The organism is Pseudomonas medicaginis (genome assembly GCF_965119365.1).
In the GTDB taxonomy this organism is placed as follows: Bacteria; Pseudomonadota; Gammaproteobacteria; order Pseudomonadales; family Pseudomonadaceae; genus Aquipseudomonas.
Map to the genome: position 1 here is coordinate 4,051,103 of NZ_OZ221631.1, position 18,430 is coordinate 4,069,532.

The 18,430-nt window shown below is 61.9% G+C and carries 15 protein-coding genes and 1 pseudogene; 11 read left to right on the forward strand and 5 right to left on the reverse strand.

Annotated features, from left to right (window positions below; all coding sequences use genetic code 11):
• Nucleotides 1-17 precede the first annotated feature (17 nt).
• Complete coding sequence (locus ACMTA2_RS17815) at nucleotides 18-1,946, forward strand: hybrid sensor histidine kinase/response regulator (RefSeq protein WP_413791048.1); 1,929 nt, start codon at nucleotides 18-20, stop codon at nucleotides 1,944-1,946.
• 182 nt (nucleotides 1,947-2,128) lie between these two features.
• On the opposite strand, the gene ACMTA2_RS17820 is transcribed toward ACMTA2_RS17815, so the two are convergent.
• Nucleotides 2,129-2,359: a hypothetical protein gene (locus tag ACMTA2_RS17820; protein ID WP_413791049.1), complete on the reverse strand. Its 231-nt coding sequence runs from the start codon at nucleotides 2,357-2,359 to the stop codon at nucleotides 2,129-2,131.
• Between the two features lie 152 nt (nucleotides 2,360-2,511).
• On the opposite strand from ACMTA2_RS17820, the gene ACMTA2_RS17825 reads away from it, so the two are divergent.
• Nucleotides 2,512-3,048, forward strand: a complete 537-nt coding sequence (locus tag ACMTA2_RS17825; protein ID WP_413791050.1) for a hypothetical protein — start codon at nucleotides 2,512-2,514, stop codon at nucleotides 3,046-3,048.
• Nucleotides 3,049-3,238: 190 nt separating this feature from the next.
• Here the strand turns inward: ACMTA2_RS17825 and ACMTA2_RS17830 are convergent, their stop codons facing one another.
• On the reverse strand, nucleotides 3,239-4,576 hold the full coding sequence (locus ACMTA2_RS17830) for a cation:proton antiporter (protein WP_413791051.1): 1,338 nt from the start codon (nucleotides 4,574-4,576) through the stop codon (nucleotides 3,239-3,241).
• Nucleotides 4,577-4,787: 211 nt separating this feature from the next.
• On the opposite strand from ACMTA2_RS17830, the gene ACMTA2_RS17835 reads away from it, so the two are divergent.
• The 4 genes from ACMTA2_RS17835 to ligD are packed head-to-tail and all read left to right on the forward strand — an operon-like array spanning nucleotide 4,788 to nucleotide 10,935.
• Entirely contained in the window at nucleotides 4,788-6,173 is a 1,386-nt protein-coding gene (locus ACMTA2_RS17835) for an iron-containing redox enzyme family protein (RefSeq protein ID WP_413791052.1), read from the forward strand.
• A 10-nt stretch (nucleotides 6,174-6,183) separates the two neighbouring features.
• Nucleotides 6,184-7,185: a methyltransferase gene (locus ACMTA2_RS17840; protein WP_413791053.1), complete on the forward strand. Its 1,002-nt coding sequence runs from the start codon at nucleotides 6,184-6,186 to the stop codon at nucleotides 7,183-7,185.
• Complete coding sequence (locus ACMTA2_RS17845) at nucleotides 7,157-8,320, forward strand: carboxylate-amine ligase (protein ID WP_413791054.1); 1,164 nt, start codon at nucleotides 7,157-7,159, stop codon at nucleotides 8,318-8,320. Before ACMTA2_RS17840 ends, ACMTA2_RS17845 begins: the two co-directional genes overlap by 29 nt.
• Nucleotides 8,317-10,935 carry a DNA ligase D gene (ligD, locus tag ACMTA2_RS17850; RefSeq protein ID WP_413791055.1) on the forward strand — a complete coding sequence of 873 codons (2,619 nt, stop codon included), beginning with the start codon at nucleotides 8,317-8,319 and terminating at the stop codon, nucleotides 10,933-10,935. Before ACMTA2_RS17845 ends, ligD begins: the two co-directional genes overlap by 4 nt.
• Nucleotides 10,936-11,132: 197 nt before the next feature.
• Here the strand turns inward: ligD and ACMTA2_RS17855 are convergent, their stop codons facing one another.
• A complete protein-coding gene (locus ACMTA2_RS17855; RefSeq protein ID WP_413791056.1) occupies nucleotides 11,133-11,744 on the reverse strand; it encodes a Yip1 family protein in 612 nt (203 codons plus the stop codon).
• A gap of 168 nt (nucleotides 11,745-11,912) precedes the next feature.
• Here ACMTA2_RS17855 and ACMTA2_RS17860 point away from each other — a divergent pair, with 168 nt between their 5' ends.
• The gene (locus tag ACMTA2_RS17860) at nucleotides 11,913-12,413 is read left to right on the forward strand and encodes a CinA family protein (RefSeq protein ID WP_413791057.1); all 501 of its coding nucleotides are present in this window, start codon (nucleotides 11,913-11,915) and stop codon (nucleotides 12,411-12,413) included.
• A gap of 9 nt (nucleotides 12,414-12,422) precedes the next feature.
• Nucleotides 12,423-12,879 (forward strand): annotated as a pseudogene (locus ACMTA2_RS17865) (hypothetical protein).
• A 174-nt stretch (nucleotides 12,880-13,053) separates the two neighbouring features.
• On the opposite strand, the gene ACMTA2_RS17870 reads toward ACMTA2_RS17865, so the two are convergent.
• Nucleotides 13,054-13,911, reverse strand: a complete 858-nt coding sequence (locus tag ACMTA2_RS17870) for an SDR family oxidoreductase (protein WP_413791058.1) — start codon at nucleotides 13,909-13,911, stop codon at nucleotides 13,054-13,056.
• Nucleotides 13,912-14,098: 187 nt separating this feature from the next.
• On the opposite strand from ACMTA2_RS17870, the gene ACMTA2_RS17875 reads away from it, so the two are divergent.
• Nucleotides 14,099-14,503, forward strand: a complete 405-nt coding sequence (locus tag ACMTA2_RS17875; RefSeq protein WP_413791059.1) for a VOC family protein — start codon at nucleotides 14,099-14,101, stop codon at nucleotides 14,501-14,503.
• A gap of 65 nt (nucleotides 14,504-14,568) precedes the next feature.
• Here the strand turns inward: ACMTA2_RS17875 and ACMTA2_RS17880 are convergent, their stop codons facing one another.
• Nucleotides 14,569-15,717: a MalY/PatB family protein gene (locus ACMTA2_RS17880; RefSeq protein ID WP_413791060.1), complete on the reverse strand. Its 1,149-nt coding sequence runs from the start codon at nucleotides 15,715-15,717 to the stop codon at nucleotides 14,569-14,571.
• A gap of 982 nt (nucleotides 15,718-16,699) precedes the next feature.
• Between ACMTA2_RS17880 and ACMTA2_RS17885 the strand changes: the two genes are divergently transcribed.
• Together ACMTA2_RS17885 and ACMTA2_RS17890 are read left to right on the forward strand one after the other, a co-directional pair.
• Complete coding sequence (locus tag ACMTA2_RS17885) at nucleotides 16,700-17,395, forward strand: methyl-accepting chemotaxis protein (protein ID WP_413795678.1); 696 nt, start codon at nucleotides 16,700-16,702, stop codon at nucleotides 17,393-17,395.
• Between the two features lie 250 nt (nucleotides 17,396-17,645).
• Complete coding sequence (locus ACMTA2_RS17890; RefSeq protein WP_413791061.1) at nucleotides 17,646-18,392, forward strand: YkgJ family cysteine cluster protein; 747 nt, start codon at nucleotides 17,646-17,648, stop codon at nucleotides 18,390-18,392.
• Nucleotides 18,393-18,430 lie beyond the last annotated feature (38 nt).

Below are 18,430 nucleotides of genomic sequence, written 5' to 3' on the forward strand. Positions count from 1 at the left end.
CACGGATGCTCCGGCAGATGCTTGAGAACGACCCCAAAACCCCACTCATCAACGAGGAGCAGCGCTTTCGCCTGCTCATCGATGCGGTGGTCGACTACGCCATCTACATGACCGACCCTTCGGGCATCATCACCAGTTGGAACACCGGTGCCAGGCGTTTCAAGGGTTACGAGGAGGCCGAGATCCTTGGCCAGCATTTTTCCCGTTTCTACACCGATCAGGACCGCGCCGCCGGACTGCCGCAACGGGCGCTGGACACGGCCGTGCATGAGGGGCGCTTCGAAGGCGAGGGCTGGCGGGTGCGCAAGGATGGCACGCTGTTCTGGTCCCATGTGGTGATCGATCCGATCATCGACAGCCAGAGCGGCACCTTGCTCGGCTTCGCCAAGATCACCCGCGACCTGACCGACCGCAAGATGGCCGAGGAGACCCTCAAGCAAAGCGAGCAGCAATTTCGCCTGCTGGTGCAGAGCGTCACCGACTACGCCATCTACATGCTCGACCCGGAGGGTCAGGTCACGAACTGGAACCTGGGGGCGCAGCGGATCAAGGGGTATCTCCCTGTGGAAGCCATCGGCCGGCATTTCTCGATGTTCTACACCCCCGAGGATCGTGAGGCCGGCGAGCCCCAGCGCGCGTTGAGCATCGCTGCCAGCGAAGGGCGTTTCGAGAAAAGGGGCTGGCGCATGCGCAAGGACGGCTCGCGGTTCATGGCCCATGTGGTCATCGATGCGATTCGCAGCGATACCGGCACCCTGCTGGGTTTTGCCAAGATCACCCGCGACATCACCGACGCCACTCAGGCCCAGCAGGCCCTTGAACAGGCCCGTGAAGCGCTGTTTCAATCCCAGAAACTGCAAGCCATCGGTCAGCTCACCGGCGGTATCGCCCATGACTTCAATAACCTGTTGACGGTCATCCTCGGCAACCTGGAAATCGTGCGCAAACGCATGCCCAGCGAGCCGAAACTCACTCAATTACTGGACAACGCGACCCAGGGCGCGTTGCGCGGGGTGTCGCTGACCCAGCGCATGCTGGCGTTTGCCCGCCGACAGAAACTGACCTACGAATCGGTCGAGCTGCCGGCCCTGGTACAGGGCATCAGCGGCCTGCTGCAAAGCTCACTGGGGCCGTCGATACACATCCAGACCCGTTTCCATGAGGCGCTGCCGCCGGTGCTGGCCGACGTCAACCAATTGGAACTGGCGATTCTCAACCTGGCGACCAACGCCCGCGACGCCATGCCCCATGGGGGCCAGATCCTCATTGCCGCCGATGAGCGGCAAGGGGCTGATGCCGGGCCGGACAAGCCGATGGCCTCCGGACGCTACGTCTGCCTGGCCTTGACCGATGAGGGCGAGGGCATGGACGACGCCACGCTGGCTTCGGCCGTGGACCCGTTCTTCACCACCAAGGGCGTCGGCAAGGGCACGGGCCTGGGGTTGTCCATGGTGCATGGCCTGGCGGAACAGCTGGGTGGCCGCCTGATGCTCAAAAGCCAGAAAGGGGTCGGTACCACCGCCGAATTGTGGTTGCCAGTGGCCGGCGATGCGGCCCCTGGCAGGGCGACGATCGAAGAGGCGGCACCGCCGGTCCACGCGTTGACAGTGCTGGTGGTCGACGATGACAGCCTGGTGTTGACCAGCACTCGCTTGTTGATCGAAGACCTGGGGCACCGGGTGCTTTGCGCACCCTCGGGGGCCCAGGCGCTGGAGCTGTATGAGCGCAACCTGGACATCGACCTGGTGATCACCGACATGGCCATGCCGCAGATGGACGGCGCGCAGTTGGCGAAATTGTTGCGCGAACGCCAACCGACCCTGCCCATCATCCTGGCCACAGGTTACGCCGAACGCCTGGAGGGTTTCGCCACGCAACTGCCTCGGTTGATCAAGCCGTTCAAGCAGATTGACCTGATGCAGGTCATCGGGCAGACGATGAAATAGAACCGGTCACCGGTTGAATACAGCCTCCCTGTGGCGAGGGGATTTATCCCCGTGGGGCTGCGCAGCAGCCCCTTTATCAACCTGATACCCCGAGGCGTCGGCTCTATTGAGGGCCGCTTCGCGCCCCGACGGGGATAAATCCCCTCGCCACAAGGGAAGTACCTATCTGTAAGGGAAGGTGTCTATTCGGTATTTTTCTTGAACCCCCGCAAATTCATCGCGCATAGGCAAAACTGCAACACGATCAATGCATAGGCGTGGGTATGCAGCCCCCAGCCCACCCACAGAATGTTGCTCGCAATAAAACAGCTGAAGCCCGCCACCCTGCGTCGGGGTTGGCGTGAGCCGATCAACCAGGCGGCCAGCACCGTGACGAGCATCGCTGGCCATTGCACCCATCCAAGATAATCCACACAACGGTCCTCTTGCCTTTAAGTAGTAATGACCTTGGCGGTTGGGGAGCGTTTCCTCGAAATTTGCTGCACCTGTGGTCGGTTGGCTTGAACTTGCCGTGCACCGGGTTTTTCTAACGAGTCCCAATCATCACCGAGGCACCGCCTGCGCAATGCCCAGAATACTCACCGGGCCCACCCCGGAAGAAGAATTGACGGAACACAACGCCAAGCTGTTCGGCTCGCCCAAGGAGCGGCTGGATTTTTATCGCCGGGAGATCCAATACGAAACCAGTATCCTGGCCAATCGAACCGATGCTTACCTGGCCGCCCAATCTTTCCTGGTGATCGCCTTTGCCTCGTGCATGGCCAACCTGAACCCGGAGTGGGGCAAGTTGTTCACGCTGATCGTGCCGCCGTTCCTGGCCTTGCTGGGATTCCTGAGTTCGCTCAACGCCTGGCCGGGCATCAAGGCGGCCTACGAGATCATCGATCACTGGCATTTCAAGCAGAGCGAACTCTTGCGCGCCGAACCGCTGATGGGCCTGGCCTACGACGAATCGCCGCTGTTCAGCGAGCGGGAATCGACCCACAAGGGCTACCGCAAGTCGCTGCTGTTCTCGGTGCGTACCCCCTGGATCTTCGCCACGTTCTGGGTGTTGCTGGGGGCGTATTCGTTCTACATCCAGGTGAGCGATCCAGGTGTTTGAGAGACACCTTGGGAATGAGGACATCATTGTGGTGGGGGGCTTGCTCGCGAAAGCGGTGTACCTGTTACAGAGGTGCTGAATGTGCCGTCGTCTTCGCGGGCAAGCCCAGCTCCCACAGGGATGGAGGCGTGCGCAAATCCTGCGTACACCGCAGGAACCATTGGGGGAGCCGCCTGCTCGCCACAATGCTTCAACCCAGCCGTTTACGGCGCTCATACCAGGCCAGCGTGGGCTGGGTCGTGACGCCATGAACCAGAATGCTCAGGGCCACCACCGACAGGGTGAGGTTGATGCACAGTTGCGCGGCCTCTGGCGGCAGCTCATGGTTCAAGGCGTAGAACAGATAAAACAGGCTGCCAATCCCGCGAATGCCGAACCAGCCGATCAGTAGCCGTTGCGGGCCGTCGAGCAATTGCCGCCAGGGCACCACCAGCACACTCAACGGACGAATCACGACAAACAGCAGGGCACCGATCGCCAGGGCCCGCCAGTCCCAATGGTTGACCAGCACGATCCCCAGAAGCGTCACCAGGAACACCTCCATCGACCGCTCCACCAGGCTGCCGAACGCCAACATGTCGCTCATCATCACCCCGGCGGCCAATTGACCGTCGTCCAGCGATTCCGTATCGCCCAGGACCGCCTGTCGGGGATCGACGGTTTCATGGCCCACCACCGGTTGTACCAGGTGTTCGGCCGGCGGCGCCGCTTGATCGGTGGATTTGACCTCGGCCTGACGCAGCCCCAGGCCGGCGGCGAACACTGAGAGAAAGCCGTAGCCCTGGACCCACTCAGCCACCACGTACGCCAGGGCAATCAAGGCCAGGGCCAGGTAGTCGTTGGGGGACAGGGTGCTGTCGGCATTCTTGATGCGCATCGACAAGGTCAGCTTGCCAATGCCGCGGCCCATCCAGTAACCGACCAGCAACCCAGCGGGCACGGCCCACAGGACGTCATAAAGCAGCCAATCGCCGAGAAAACCGCTGCCGTCCTCACGCAGCATCAACAGGCCAAGGATCACAAAGGGAAACGCCGTGCCGTCGTTCAACCCGGCTTCGCCCGACAGGCTGAACCGCACCCGGTCGTCATCCCGGGCGTCGTTGACCTGCACCAGCGCCGCCAATACCGGGTCGGTGGGCGCCAGCATCGCGCCGATCAGCATCGACACGCCCCAACTCAGGCCCAACAGATAGTGCAGCGCCAGGCACAGGCCGGTGATGCACAGGATCATCACTGGCCCGGCCAGCCCATAGGCCACGCGCCAGGTACGGTCCTTGAGGGGCAGGCGCAACTTGAGGCCGCTGACGAACAGCGAAAACACCACCGCGACTTCCGTGAGGTGCTCCATCCAGACCGTCGAGTCGCTGATGTCCAGCTTCAGCACGTCCAACCCCATCGGCCCGATGGCCGCCCCCAGCACCAGGCACATCGCCGAGGTGGTGACCGGCATCCAGCGCAGATAGGAGGAGGTCAGGGCCAGGGTCAGCAACACCGCACCGAGCACCGCTACCCATACTGTGAACGTCATTGTTGCTCCTTGGACAGTGCCGTTGTCACATTCAACAGCCGGGTGAGTCTCAGCATTCGAGGGCTGGAGCGAAGCGAGGGTTCCCGCTGTGAACAGACGGCTCCGTTTATCCGCCTGCCTTTCAATCCAACGGAATTTTTCGCCGTTCTCGACGCTCTGCAACAGGAGAGACGTTCTGATTCAGCGTCCGCCGAGAACTCAAGAGGCCCTTATGACTGCGCTGACACCCCTCCAATCCCAGCCGGCCACCGTGCACCCTGTTATTCATAACGGCCAGGTGCGCCAATGCTATGAACGGCTGTTCCAGGGCCCCGATGACGCCGACAAGCAAGCTGTCGCCCAAGCGTTCCTTGAGCAATGCATCACAAAGGCTGCATCGCTCCCCCAGGAGATGCCCACCGATCCCATGGCGTTGCAGGCCTGGGTCGAGCAACACAGCGCCGGCGTGGCCCGGCAATACGCTGACTATCTGGAACGGCGCAAAAACGGCGGCCCCCGGGAGTTCTTCCGCGGCAAGGCCCATGCCCTGTATTTCCTCCAGGCCGTGGCGCCGACCAAACGGGTGGACGGTGCCTGGCTCTATGGCGTGGTCAAGCACTGGCACGACCACCGTTTCGAAGGACTGTTGTGCACCTACCTGGAAGAGCTGGGGGACGGTCATCCTTCGCAGAACCATGTGGTGCTCTATCGCAAGTTGCTCGCCGAACACGACCTGTCGGACGCGCCGGACATCGACGACGACCTTTATCTGCAAGGCGCCGTGCAACTGGCCCTGGGCTATGCCGGCGACGACTACCTGCCGGAGGTCATCGGCTATAACCTGGGCTATGAGCAATTGCCCTTGCATCTGTTGATCAGCGCCTATGAGTTGAGCGAGCTGGACATCGATCCGTACTATTTCACCCTCCATGTCACCATCGACAACGCCAGCACCGGCCACGCCCACAAGGCCGTTCAGTCGCTGTTGCAACTGATGCCGATGGAGGCGGACCGGGAAGCTTTCTGGCAGCGAGTCACCTTGGGCTATCGCCTCAATGATCTGGGGCAGGGCAGCCGGGCCATCATCGACGCCTTCGACCTGGACCGCGAAGTGCTGGACATGCTCGAACGCAAACGTCCGTTCGGCCAGCACATGCATTCCGATTACTGCAAGTTCGAAGGCAAGACCGTCAACCAGTGGCTTTCGGCACCGGGCCAGTTGGAAGGGTTCCTGGCGGCCATGGAGAACAAAGGCTGGATCAAGCGCCATGAAGACCCGCAACACAGCCGCTTCTGGACGCTGATCGACGGGGCAGGGGCGGCCATGTTCGGGGTGTTCAGTCCTTACGAAAAACAGCTGCTGCACGACTGGATCGCTGGTGAGTGGCTGGACGAGGGCACCAAGTCGGGCCTGCGGCGGGTGCCAGGCGCCGCTTGCGAACCCGTAACGCCGATGGATGATCCCGATGTGCAACGCCTGCAACAGGCCTTGCAAGGCCGCACGCCCGACGAGCAGATGCAAGTCCTGATGCCCTGGCTTTGCGCCCGCTGTCACAGCCATCCGGCTGGGCTGCTGGCGACTCGCCGGTTCATCGAACTCAAATCCGCACTGCGCTAGGGAGCCTTGCATGAATGTGGAAGAACGCCTGTCCGAACCGGACCTCGCACTGTTGCAACTAGGTCGGCGTCTGCAAGCCGACGGCTACCGTTTCATCACCCCGACGCCGTTGACCCATGAACGGGTCAACCAGCGTCCCGGCAATGAGTGTTCCAAGACCTTGCGGGACGTGTTCGGCTGGTCGCGGCCCTTTGCGCCGGGGCTGATCAGCACCGACGAACAGCGGCAACTGCAGGACGCCCAAGTGCTCGAGGCACACGACGGCTTATTGCGTAGCCGGGTGCGCTGGTCGAGCCTGGATGGCTTGCTGTTTGCCCATTCGCAGTTCCCCACGCAGGCCACCGATGCGGTGTTTTTCGGCCCTGACAGCTACCGCTTCGCCCAACTGATCCATACTCATCTGCAACAGAGTTTCACGGCGGTGCATCGCGCCGTGGACATCGGTTGTGGCGCGGGTGTCGGCGCCATCGTGATTGCCCGCGCCCGCCGTGAAGCGCAAGTGCTGGCCGTGGACATCAATCCCCAGGCCTTGCGCCTGAGCGCCGTGAACGCCGCACTGGCGGAGCTGGCCAATGTCGAGGTCGCCCATAGCGACGTGTTGCAGGACGTGCCAGGCCAGTTCGACCTGATCGTCGCCAACCCGCCGTACATGGCCGATCCGTCCGAGCGCGCCTATCGCCACGGCGGCGGGACACTGGGCGCCGGCCTGTCGCTGCGTATCGTCGAACAGGCCTTGCCCCGGCTTACCCCTGGCGGCTCGTTGGTGCTCTACACCGGCGTGGCGATGGTCGACGGACGTGACCCGTTCCTGGAAGCGCTCGGGCAATGGCGTGACTCCACGGACTTCGGCTGGACCTACAAGGAATTGGACCCGGATGTGTTCGGTGAGGAACTGCTCACGCCGGGTTATCAGGACGTGGAAAGGATCGCCGTGGTGGCGTTGGTTGTAACCCGCATCGGCGCGGGTATCGGAGGGACTATCGATGAACAGGCGCATGAAATTCGGCGTTGAAGAGGAGTATTTCATCACTGATCTGCACACCCGTTGCATGCCGGGTGAACCACCCGCGGAGGCTGTCGCCGCGTGCCAGGCCGAGCTGGGCAAGCACTTCGCCCATGAAATGTTCCAATGCCAGGTGGAGATGGCCTCACCCATCTTCCGCAGCCTGCCCGACGCCGCCGACTACCTGAGCCAGGTGCGTACGGGCCTGAACCAGCGGCTGGCGTCTTATGGCCTGGGCTTGCTCAGCGCCGGCTCGCACCCGATGGCCACCCAGGTGTTGCAACCCACCGACGAGTTGCACTTCCAGCAACTGTTCGATGATTACCAGCGGGTGGCGCGGCGCAGCGTGCTCTCGGGCCTGCATGTCCATGTGGAAGTGCCGGCCACGCAGGATCGCGTGCGGGTCATGAATGAGGTCCTGCCCTGGTTGCCGATGTTCCTGGCCCTGAGCGCGTCATCGCCATTCTGGAACGGTGGCTACAGTGGTTTTAGCAGCTATCGACAAGTCGCTTGCGATGAATGGCCTCGCATGGGCGCGCCGGAGTACTTCGAAGATGAGTCGGCGTTCGCCGGCTACGTCGATATGCTCATGCGCACCGGTTCCATTCGCCAGGCCAGCGATTGCTGGTGGGTGATACGGCCTTCGTCACGGTATCCCACGCTGGAATTGCGCATTTGCGACGCCTGTCCTCGGGCAGACGACGTGCTGTGCCTGGTTTCGCTGTTTCGCCTGATGGTGGCCCATGCCGTGGCGCAGCGCCGGCCCGGTATCCATTACACCCAGATGTCCCAGTGGATCCTCAAGGAAAACCGCTGGCGAGCCAAGCGCCACGGGATTCTCGCGGAGTTTATCGTCGAGGGGCAGGAACAGCCGATGCTGATCGGTGAGTGGCTGACGCTGGCGGAGCAGACCTTCGGTGAAACCGCGGCCGAGCTGGGCGTGCAGGACGTGTTCAAGCAGGCCCGCCGGATCGTGCAGGAAGGCACCAGTGCCGATCGCCAAATCGTGCTCTACGAACAAGGCCTGCTGCTGGGCGATTCGGTCGAACAGGCCCTGAGTCGAGTGGTGGATCAATTGCTCGCGGAAACCGCCGGGATGCCGGTTGCTGACCCAGCGTTGCAGCAAGTGGCGGGTGGTCCATGAGCAGCAAGACCCTGGAGGATTACAACCGCATGCGGGATTTCGCCGCCACCCCGGAGCCGGCGGCGAAACGCTCGCGAAAATCGGCAAAAACCGCCCATGCCTTGCAGTTCTGCATTCAAAAACACGATGCCTCGCGGCTGCATTACGACTTCCGGCTGGAGCTGGACGGCGCGCTCAAGAGCTGGGCGGTGCCCAAGGGGCCTTCCCTGGACCCGAAAGCCAAGCGCCTGGCGGTGCATGTCGAAGATCATCCGCTGGACTACGCGACGTTCGAGGGCAATATCCCTGAAGGCCATTACGGTGCCGGCGACGTGATCGTCTGGGACCGGGGCGTCTGGATTCCCCAGGGAGACCCCCGTGAAGCCTACGAAAAAGGCCGGCTCAAGTTCGAGCTGCAAGGCGAAAAGCTCAGCGGCCTGTGGAACCTGGTGCGCACCCACATGCCCGGCAAGCAGGAGCAGTGGTTCCTGATCAAGCATCAGGACCCGGCCGCCCGTTCCGAAAGCGAATACGACGTGGTCCAGGCCGAGCCGGACAGCGTGCTCAGTGATCGCACCCTCGTGCCCAAGCGTCGAGGCAAGGTTGTCGCGGCCAAGGCGGTGAAACAACGGGAAAAGTCCGCCCAGCCGAAACGCACCTCCAACACCACCCTCAGCGGCGCGGTCGCCGGGCCGCTGCCGGACACCCTCAAGCCGGAACTGGCGACGCTGGTGGACAGCGCGCCCGACGGCGAGTGGCTCTACGAAATCAAGTTCGACGGTTATCGGGTCATGGCGCGCATCGAAAACGGCGACGTCAGGCTGTTTACCCGCAACGGCCATGATTGGACCCACAAGTTACCCACGCAGGCCGAGGCTCTGGCCGCGCTGGGGTTGGAGTCGGCTTGGCTCGACGGCGAGATGGTGGTCGCCAACGAGCAGGGCGTGCCGGACTTCCAGGCCTTGCAAAACGCCTTCGAGGCCGGCAGCAGCGGCCAGATCGCCTATTACCTGTTCGACGTCCCTTACCTCAATGGCATGGATTTGTGCAAAGTGCCGGTGCAAGAACGCCGGGCCGCATTGGCTGCTGTGCTGGAGCCCAATGAAAGCCCCTTGCTGAGATTTTCCGATGCGTTCGAAGAAACCCCGGATGCGCTGCTCAATAGCGCCTGTCAGATGCAGATGGAAGGGCTGATCGGCAAGCGCGTCGGCAGCGCCTATGTGTCCAGGCGCAGCAGTGACTGGATAAAGCTCAAGTGCAAGCGTCGCCAGGAATTCGTGGTGGTGGGTTTCAGTGATCCCAAGGGCGCTCGCAACGCATTCGGCGCCTTGCTGTTGGGGCTGCACGATACCGACAGCGGCCAGTTGCGCTATGCCGGCAAGGTCGGCACCGGGTTCAACGAGACCACTCTTAAAAGCATTTACCAGCGACTGCTGCCCCTGGAAACGAAAAAAGCCGCCGTGGTGAATCCGCCCACCGGCTATGAAGCCAAGGGCGTGCATTGGCTCGAGCCGACGCTGCTGGCGGAAGTGGCCTTCGCCGAAATGACCAAGGAGGGTTCGGTGCGCCATGCGGTCTTCCATGGGCTGCGCGACGATAAACCGGCCAAGGACATCACCCAGGAGCTTGCCAAACCCGTGAAAAAAACCACCGCGGCGAAGAAAACCCGTGCCCAGGATGAACCTGACGCTAAACCGGACAAGAGCAAGGACAAGGCAAAGCCCCAGACAAAAGCCAAGGCGCCGGGCATGGATGGCAAGGTCCGAATCACCCACCCGGAGCGGATCATCGACGCCAGCAGCGGCACCACCAAGCTGCAACTGGCCGAATACTACGCCAGCGTCGCCGAATTCATCCTGCCGGAATTGAAAGATCGCCCGGTGGCCCTGGTCCGCGCACCGGATGGCATCGCCGGTGAGCTGTTTTTCCAGAAGAACTCAGAGCGCCTGGCGATTCCCGGTATCACCAGCCTGGACAAGGCCCTGACGGGGCAGCCTGTGATGATCATCAACAACGCCGAGGCGCTGGTCGGTGCAGTGCAGATGAGCACGGTCGAGCTGCACACCTGGAATGCCATGTCCGTCGACCTGGACAAGCCCGACCGCTTCGTCCTTGACCTGGACCCGGACCCGGCGCTGCCCTGGAAAAGCATGGTCGAGGCCACGCAGCTCACGTTGTCGGTACTCGATGAGCTGGGGCTCAAGGCGTTCCTCAAGACCAGCGGCGGCAAGGGCATCCATGTGGTAGTACCATTGACGCGCAAGCTGGGGTGGGATGAGGTCAAGGGCTTCAGCCATGCGATTGTCAGCCACATGGCCAAGCTGTTGCCGGACCGTTTTTCGGCGGTGTCCGGGCCGAAGAACCGGGTAGGGCGGATCTTCATCGATTACCTGCGCAATGGTCTGGGCGCTACCACCATCTGCGCCTACGCCGCCCGGACGCGCGAAGGGTTACCGGTGTCGGTACCGATTTTTCGCGAGGAGGTGGCGCAGCTCAAGGGGGCAAATCTATGGAACGTGCACAATGTTCATGAGCGCCTGGCGGAGGTGGGTCATGAGCCTTGGGCTGGGCTGAAGAAGACTCGGCAGAATATTACGGCTGAGATGCGCAGGCGTATCGGTATGAAGAAAATCTAAGGTATACCAGCTATTCGGATGTTCAGAAGTCACAAACTCTATATACGACGCGGTCCCCTGTGGGAGCGAGCTTGCTCGCGAAGAGGCCAGCAAGCCCAATATCCATGTGACTGAACCACCGCCATCGCGAGCAAGCTCGCTCCCCCAGGATGAACCTGATCATCACAAGCCCTTGTCATCGGTAATCTGAAATGCGTTCAGCCCACCGGCACACGCAGATATTCCGGCTGCAGGTAGTTGAACCAGAGCAGGATCATTTCCACCAGGATCGTCACCAGGACCAGCATGCCCACGCCCCAGACACTTGCCGAATACAGCAAGCCCTGTTCCTTCTTGAGGCCCATGAACTTGGGCAGCCCGACGAACAGCAGAAATGTCGAGTAGGCCGACGCCAGCAACAGCACTGCCACGGCCAGCCAGCGGCTCGGGTAAAGCCCAAAGATTCCGGCCAGGAAATATGGCGTTGCGGTATAGGCGGCGAAACCGATGCATTGGTTGACCGTCGGGCGCGCTTCGAAAGTGCGGGACATCCAGCGGATGAACAGCCCCATCAACGTGACGCCGACGACGCTGGTCAGATACAGCAGCACGCACAATTGAAGGGCGCTGGCACTGCTGAGCCGTACCGTTTCGTTTTCAGCCAGGCTCCATCCGGTCCAGGTGGTGCCGATGAACAGGCATACCGCGGGAATCAGCGCGAGCAGCAGCAAATGCGCCAGGTAATGGCGTGGATGTGCCTGTTCTTGCTCGCGTATGTCGGCCCAGGCGAATTCGGGCTGGGTGAACAGTTTGACGAAAGGTGCGGACATGACGACCTCCTGATCAGGATGGCCTCTGCATGAGGCCTTTATTGGGTTTGAGGCACAGAAAAAGACGCGGGTTTCATTTATTTGCTGTTCCCGGCCGACGGGGCGATAAAGGGAATGAATCACAACGGCAAAGGTCAACTCATCAGCCCCCCTGAAGGACCGTCTGCCATGACTGTTGCTCAAATCCTGGTTGATTACCTGCGCGATCATGACCTGCGCCTGACCACGGCCGAATCCTGTACCGCCGGAAAGATCGTCACATTGCTGGCCGAGGTGCCCGGCAGTGGGTCACTGATCGAAAGCGGTTATGTGGTGTATTCCCCGGAGGCCAAACAACGCTTGCTCGGTGTCAGCCCACGCACCATCGAGACGTTCAATCTCACCAGCCGCGAAGTCGCCGAGGAGATGGCCCTTGGTGCCTTGCACGATGCCAATGCCAACGCGGCGGTCGCCACCACCGGCCTGCTCGGGCCAGACGACAAGGACGGAATACCCGCCGGCACTGTCTGCTTTGCCTGGGCGTTCGATGTGAACGGTCAGCGAGCACTGTTCAGTCGCTGCGTGCGGTTCTTCGGCAGTCGCTGTCAGGTGCAATTGTGGGCCGCCGAATACGTGCTGCAACAACTGCCCAGCTTTCACCAGCGCGCCGTGGCCGGCGAGCGGCGCTAGGGGGCGGCCATGAGCGATTCATACGAGCAGGACGACCACCGGAGCCGTCAGTTTCCCGTACGTGAAGACATGGCGTTCCAGCACAAGGTCTGGCGTTTCGAGCGAATTGGCTGGTACGTGTTGGTGCTGTTGGTGATCCTGGCCTTTGCTGGGGCTGTTTTCCCGTGGCCCGCTAAGCAACCGGGAGCTGCACAGCAACGACGGCAGCCTTGGCGTCGAGTACCAGGCTTTCCACCGCAATGGCTCCAGCAACGCCCTGGTCATCCGTCTCAAGGGCCAGACCAACGCCGTATTGGAAGTCGAGTTGGGCGGCGATTGGCTGGAAGGCTTCGAGGTGCAAACGCTGCAACCTCCACCGATGCGTTCGGCGGGCGCGGGGCAGGGCATCGAGGCCCTGGAACAGATCAAGTTTGCGATCATTGAGCGCAACGGGAAGATATCGGTGATTGCCAAGGAGCCGTCCTGAGCACTGTCACAGGTACTTTGTGTCAAGGGCACTGCTGTTACCGATCGACTGGCTGGGCACATTCCACTGTGGGAGCTTGCTCGCGATAGCGGTGAACCAGTCACCATTGATGTTGCCTGGACTGCCCCTATCGCGAGCAAGCTCGCTCCCACAGGTAAAACACTGCGCCGATGCTTAAAGCATCGGCTTGCCCCCGGTAATCCCATAACGGGCCCCGGAGATGTAGCTGCTTTCGTCCGAAGCCAGCAGCACATAGATCGGCGCCACTTCAACCGGCTGGCCAGGGCGACCAAGAGGTGTCTGGGAACCAAAATTCTGCACTTCTTCCTCAGGCATGGTCGCCACGATCAACGGCGTCCAGATCGGTCCCGGCGCCACGCTGTTCACGCGGATACCCTTGGGCCCGAGCAGTTGCGCCAGGCCGCCGGTGAAGTTGGCGATGGCGCCCTTGGTGGTGGCATAGGCCAGCAATGTCGGCTTGGGCATGTCGGAATTGACCGAGCTGGTATTGATGATCGAGCCACCAGGCTTCATGTGTGGCACGGCGGCCTGGCAGATCCTGAACATCGCTGTGATGTTGATATCGAAGGTGCGCACCCATTCCTCGTCGGGAATGTCCTCCAGGTTTTCGTGGGTCATCTGGAACGCAGCGTTGTTGACCAGGACGTCGATATGCCCGAAGCGGGCAACGGTTTCATCGACGATCTTGCGACACAGGCCTTTGTCCGCCAGATCACCGGGCAGCAACAGGCACTGACGTCCGGCCTGCTCGACCCAGCGCGCGGTTTCCCGGGCGTCTTCATGCTCGTCCAAGTAGGCAATCGCCACGTCCGCGCCCTCACGGGCGAAGGCAATGGCAACGGCGCGACCGATGCCGCTGTCGGCGCCGGTGATCAGGGCGATTTTGTTCGCCAGTCGTCCGGAGCCGGTATAGCTCTGTTCGCCGCAGTCCGGATAAGGGTCCATCTTGCGCTGGGTGCCGGGCACTGGCTGGCTTTGTTTCGGGAAAGGCGGAAAAGGGTAGTCGGCCATTGTCGTTCTCCAGGTGGGTTGTGATGGAGGGTGGACTTTGGGTTTTCGGGCAGAGTTCGGTCGGATTGCCTGGCCGGTCGATGAGCGTGATCAGGCGCGTTTATTCGGTGAGTAGAGGGCCCCTGGCGAACCTTGGAAGAGCTTGTATTCTCCAACCTCAGTACCGGTGTCGATAAGGAGCAGGACAATGTTCAGCCACATACAGATCGGCGCGCGCGACCTGCCGAAAATGGTCGCTTTTTATGACGCAGTCCTCGGTTGCCTGGGGCTGGAGCGCATCGAGGGCGAAAACGATTCGGGCCCGCCGGGGGAGGGCTGGTGCCAACCCGGCAAGCACTGGCCGCAGGTGTTTGTCCAACTGCCGTTCAACGGCCTGCCCGCGACCTGGGGCAATGGCATGCAAGTGAGCTTCGCCGCCGACTCCCCGCAAACCGTCCGCGCCGCCTGGGAGCAGGCGATGGCCATGGGGGGTATCGACGAAGGCGCACCCGGCCCGAGACCGCAGTATTGCGAGGGTTATTTCGGGGCTTATTGCCGCGACCCGGAGGGCAACAAGCTGTGCTTTGTCCATGCGCCGGACATGCATGAATAAACCCCGGAACAAGGGTGGCAAGGGCGTTTTTGTGGCGAGGGCGCAAGCTCTCGCCACAGGGTGAATCAGCCCCTGGCTTTCAGGCTGCGCTCCATCCGCGCGAGGCCTTCTTCCAGCAGCGCCCGTGGGCAGCCGAAATTCAAGCGCACGAACTGCCTGGCATCGTCACCAAAATCCAACCCGGCGCTCAGCCCGACCTTGGCTTCTTTCAGGAAAAACCCTTGCGGGTCGTCCAACCCCAACCCGGCGCAATCCAGCCAGGCCAGGTAAGTGCCTTGGGGCACGGTCATGGTGATGCCCGGTAGACGGGTGTTCACCGCCTCCACCAAGTAATCGCGATTGGCTTGCAGATAGGTTTTCAAGGCTTCCAGCCACGGGCCGGCTTCGCTGTAGGCTGCGCGGGTCGCTTCCAGGCCGAGGGCATTGACGCTGTCGACCATGCCGGCCCGGGCGCCGTTGACACGTTCGCGCAGCTTGGCGTTCTGGATAATGGCGAACGAAGTTTTCAGCCCGGCGATGTTGTAGGCCTTGCTGGCGGACATCAGGGTGATGGTGCGCTCGGCAATCTCCGGGCCGAGGGAGGCGGTCGGAATGTGCACACGGCCGTCGAAGCACAGTTCGGCATGGATTTCATCGGAGATGATCCAGGCGTCCTGCGCCAGGCAAATGTCGGCCACGGCCTTGAGTTCTTCGCGTCCGAACACCTTGCCCAGGGGGTTGTGGGGATTGCTCAGCAGCAGGGCGCCGCCGCCCTGCAACGCATCGCGCAACGCGGCCAACGGCGTGTGGAATTCACCGTTGGCCGAGGTGAACGGCAACTCGACTTTGTTCAACTGCCAGTGATCGGGAGCGTGGCGCAGCGGCGGGTAGTTGGGCACCTGCACCACGACATTCTGCCGGGGCTCCACCAGGGCATGCAGCGCCATGTTGAAACCCGGCTCGACACCGGGCAGGAACACGATCTGCTGGGGCTCGACGCGCCAGGCGAACTTGTCCCAGAGATCGGTCACGATGGCTGCACGCAGATTGTCCTGGGCGACGCTGTAGCCCAGCATCGGGTGTTCGAGGCGCCTGTGCAGCGCGTCGATGACCATTGGCGGGGCCGGGAAGTCCATGTCGGCCACCCACATCGGCAACACATCGGCCGGGTAGCGGCTCCATTTTGTACTGCCGGTGCCGTGGCGCTCCACTACCGTGTCGAAATCGAAAGTCATGGGGGGTCCATCAGTCAGTCATGAGATGGCGGACATCATAAAGCAAAGGCCACCTGGAAAAATTTAGTGGCTCAGTGCCATCATCAGTGATAATCAGTTAAAGTCCCTCTCGAAACGCCGCCGAGCCGATAGCGGCATTTGGTAACGGACCTCCAAGTCTCTGAGAAGGACAACCCCCATGACATCGCCCGTGCGCTTTGACGATCACCACCGTAAAGCCGATCGCATCATGCTGGGGCTGCTCTGGCTCACGCTCCTGTATTCCCTGGGCCTGGCATTCCTGCACTCGACATTTACCCAGGCGCTGCTGGTAGGGGCGACCACCTGCGTGGCGAGCACTGCGCTTTATCGCGTCTTGGCCGGCACGCGGGCCATGCGCTGCGTCATCGCGGTGGCGCTGATGGTCATGGCGGCATTGCACATCAACCAGACTCACGGCGTGATCGAATTCCACTTCGGCATCTTCGTGCTGCTGGCCGTGTTGACGTTCTACCGTGACTGGCTGCCGATTGTCGTTGCCGCCGCCACCATCGCGGTTCATCACCTTGGGTTTCACTGGCTTCAACACCAGGGGTACCCGGTGTTCGTCATGGACACCCACGGTGGCTGGTCGATGATCTTTCTTCACGCGTTCTACGTGGTGGTGGAAAGCGTGATCCTGATTTATCTGGCGAACCAGAGCCTGGTCGACGCCACGGAAAACCAGGAGGTGCTCGACAAGGTATTGGCGGCGGCCGCGCAATTGAGCAACGACGCCGGCAGGCCGCGAAGCGAAGGGGGCAAGGTCTCTTCGAGCGAGCGATTCGATCATTTCCTCCAGCAGGTCACCCAACTGGTGGACGGTGTGGTACGCGACACCCGCAACCTCTCGGACCTGGGCCAGGACCTGTCCCAGGTCGGCCAGACCCTGGAGACCGGTGCCCGCCACCAGCTCGACGAAGTGGCACAGATGAGCGGTGCCATCAGCCATCTGGTCGAGGCCATGGAGCATATTGCCGGCCATGTCGGCCAGACCGTGCAGCGCGCCGGCCAGGCCAACGAGCAGGTCAACCGTGGGCGCAGCACGGTGGATCAAGCCCGGGAAGAGATCGTCGAGCTGGCCGGGCGCATCAACCTGACCAACGAAACCGTGCAGGTCCTGGCCGACCAGGCACAGCAGATTGGCCAGGTGCTGGATGTGATCAACGGCATTGCCGAGCAGACCAACCTGCTGGCTCTCAATGCCGCCATCGAGGCGGCCCGGGCCGGCGAGCAGGGCCGCGGGTTCGCGGTGGTGGCCGATGAGGTCCGCACGTTGTCACAAAAAACCTCGACGTCCACCACGGAGATCCAGCAGATCATCGCCAAGCTGCAGCAAGGCAGCCGCCAGGCCGCCGTCGCGATGCAAGACAGCCGCGACGGGGTGGAGCGCTGCGTGTCCGCCAGCCAACTGGCTTCGCAACTGTTGCATGCCGTTGTAGAAGACATCGCCGTGATCAACCACTTCAACGACCTGATCGCCAGCACCACCCAGGAGCAATCCAAGGCATCGATGGGCATCAACCAGCGCCTGCAAAGCGTGCAGGCCGTGGCCGAGCGCAACGCCGACAACATCGGCATCCTGACCCGCAGCAGCCAGTGCTTGCCACCGTTGGCAGAGCGGTTGGCGGTGTTGGGGCAGGCGTTTCATGGGGCCTGAGCATGCCCAGGCCGCATCATGAGTCTCCAGGTCTACGGGCGTCCTGGGTTCACAGTGCCTGAAACATCGAATTTCCAGCCAGGGGCTGATACCTGAAATCACCTTGGATCAGGCAATCATGCCGGCGGATCCGGCAAACGGATTGGCGTTCCACTCCACATACTCTCGCGGCCCTGAGGCCCTGCCACACCGGTATCCGAGTGGCGGGGCTTTGTGTAGGCGTTCGAAAACCTGTGTGCGAGTGCTTAGTATGCAAAACAACCCGATCCGCTTTGCCTGCAACGGTTGTGGGATCTGCTGCAAGGGGCGGCTGATTCCGCTGACGCTGGAGGAGGCTAGGCAGTGGCTACAACGCGGGCACGAGGTGGCGGTCGTACTGGAGGCATTCGATGAGTCGACCTGGCCTGCGGAGCCTCGACAATTCGCCCACAGCGCCCAAAGGGCCGTGGAAGTCACCAGCGGCGATGCCCGGGTCCGAGTCGTTGCGGTGTTCGCAGGCAATGCCCTGACCCAGTGTCGCAATCTCGGCGACGACGGTCGTTGCGGCATTTATGAAGAGCGGCCGTTGGTCTGTCGAATCTACCCGATGGAAATCAATCCGCTCATTGCCTTGCGCCCGGCCGACAAGGTCTGTCCTCCCGAGGTCTGGGAGACGGGGGAGGTCTTGTTTACCGACCGCGTCGTCGACCCGCTCCTGGCCGATCAAATCGAACGTTCCCGCCAGGCGGACAGGGACGATGCCCAGGCCAAGATTGCGTTGTGTGAAGCGATGGGCATGAACGTCGCGGCCTGGAAGGGCAACGCGTTGGCGGTGTATTTGCCTGATCGGGTGCAGTTGGCTGAAGCGATCGTTCGTTACGACCGGGCCCCCGTGGCACCGGCAGGTCTGGATTGGAAAGTGCGGGTCGAGACGCCGGCCCTGGCCCGACGACTGGAGCAAGCCGGTGTCGCGTTGGATGATCAACATTCAACGGGCTACCTCTTCCAGAGTCTTTAGCTTTCGAAGCAAACCGTCGCTTTGTGCATTTCTAACTT

Coding starts and splice junctions, on each gene's coding strand:
- ACMTA2_RS17835 (WP_413791052.1), top strand. CDS start 4,788: ATGACTGCGCTGACACCCCTCCAATCCCAGCCGGCCACCGTGCACCCT.
- ACMTA2_RS17845 (WP_413791054.1), top strand. CDS start 7,157: ATGAACAGGCGCATGAAATTCGGCGTTGAAGAGGAGTATTTCATCACT.
- ACMTA2_RS17860 (WP_413791057.1), top strand. CDS start 11,913: ATGACTGTTGCTCAAATCCTGGTTGATTACCTGCGCGATCATGACCTG.
- ACMTA2_RS17880 (WP_413791060.1), bottom strand. CDS start 15,717: ATGACTTTCGATTTCGACACGGTAGTGGAGCGCCACGGCACCGGCAGT.
- ACMTA2_RS17870 (WP_413791058.1), bottom strand. CDS start 13,911: ATGGCCGACTACCCTTTTCCGCCTTTCCCGAAACAAAGCCAGCCAGTG.
- ACMTA2_RS17815 (WP_413791048.1), top strand. CDS start 18: ATGCTTGAGAACGACCCCAAAACCCCACTCATCAACGAGGAGCAGCGC.
- ACMTA2_RS17830 (WP_413791051.1), bottom strand. CDS start 4,576: ATGACGTTCACAGTATGGGTAGCGGTGCTCGGTGCGGTGTTGCTGACC.
- ACMTA2_RS17825 (WP_413791050.1), top strand. CDS start 2,512: ATGCCCAGAATACTCACCGGGCCCACCCCGGAAGAAGAATTGACGGAA.
- ACMTA2_RS17875 (WP_413791059.1), top strand. CDS start 14,099: ATGTTCAGCCACATACAGATCGGCGCGCGCGACCTGCCGAAAATGGTC.
- ACMTA2_RS17855 (WP_413791056.1), bottom strand. CDS start 11,744: ATGTCCGCACCTTTCGTCAAACTGTTCACCCAGCCCGAATTCGCCTGG.
- ACMTA2_RS17840 (WP_413791053.1), top strand. CDS start 6,184: ATGAATGTGGAAGAACGCCTGTCCGAACCGGACCTCGCACTGTTGCAA.
- ACMTA2_RS17885 (WP_413795678.1), top strand. CDS start 16,700: ATGGAGCATATTGCCGGCCATGTCGGCCAGACCGTGCAGCGCGCCGGC.
- ligD (WP_413791055.1), top strand. CDS start 8,317: ATGAGCAGCAAGACCCTGGAGGATTACAACCGCATGCGGGATTTCGCC.
- ACMTA2_RS17890 (WP_413791061.1), top strand. CDS start 17,646: ATGCAAAACAACCCGATCCGCTTTGCCTGCAACGGTTGTGGGATCTGC.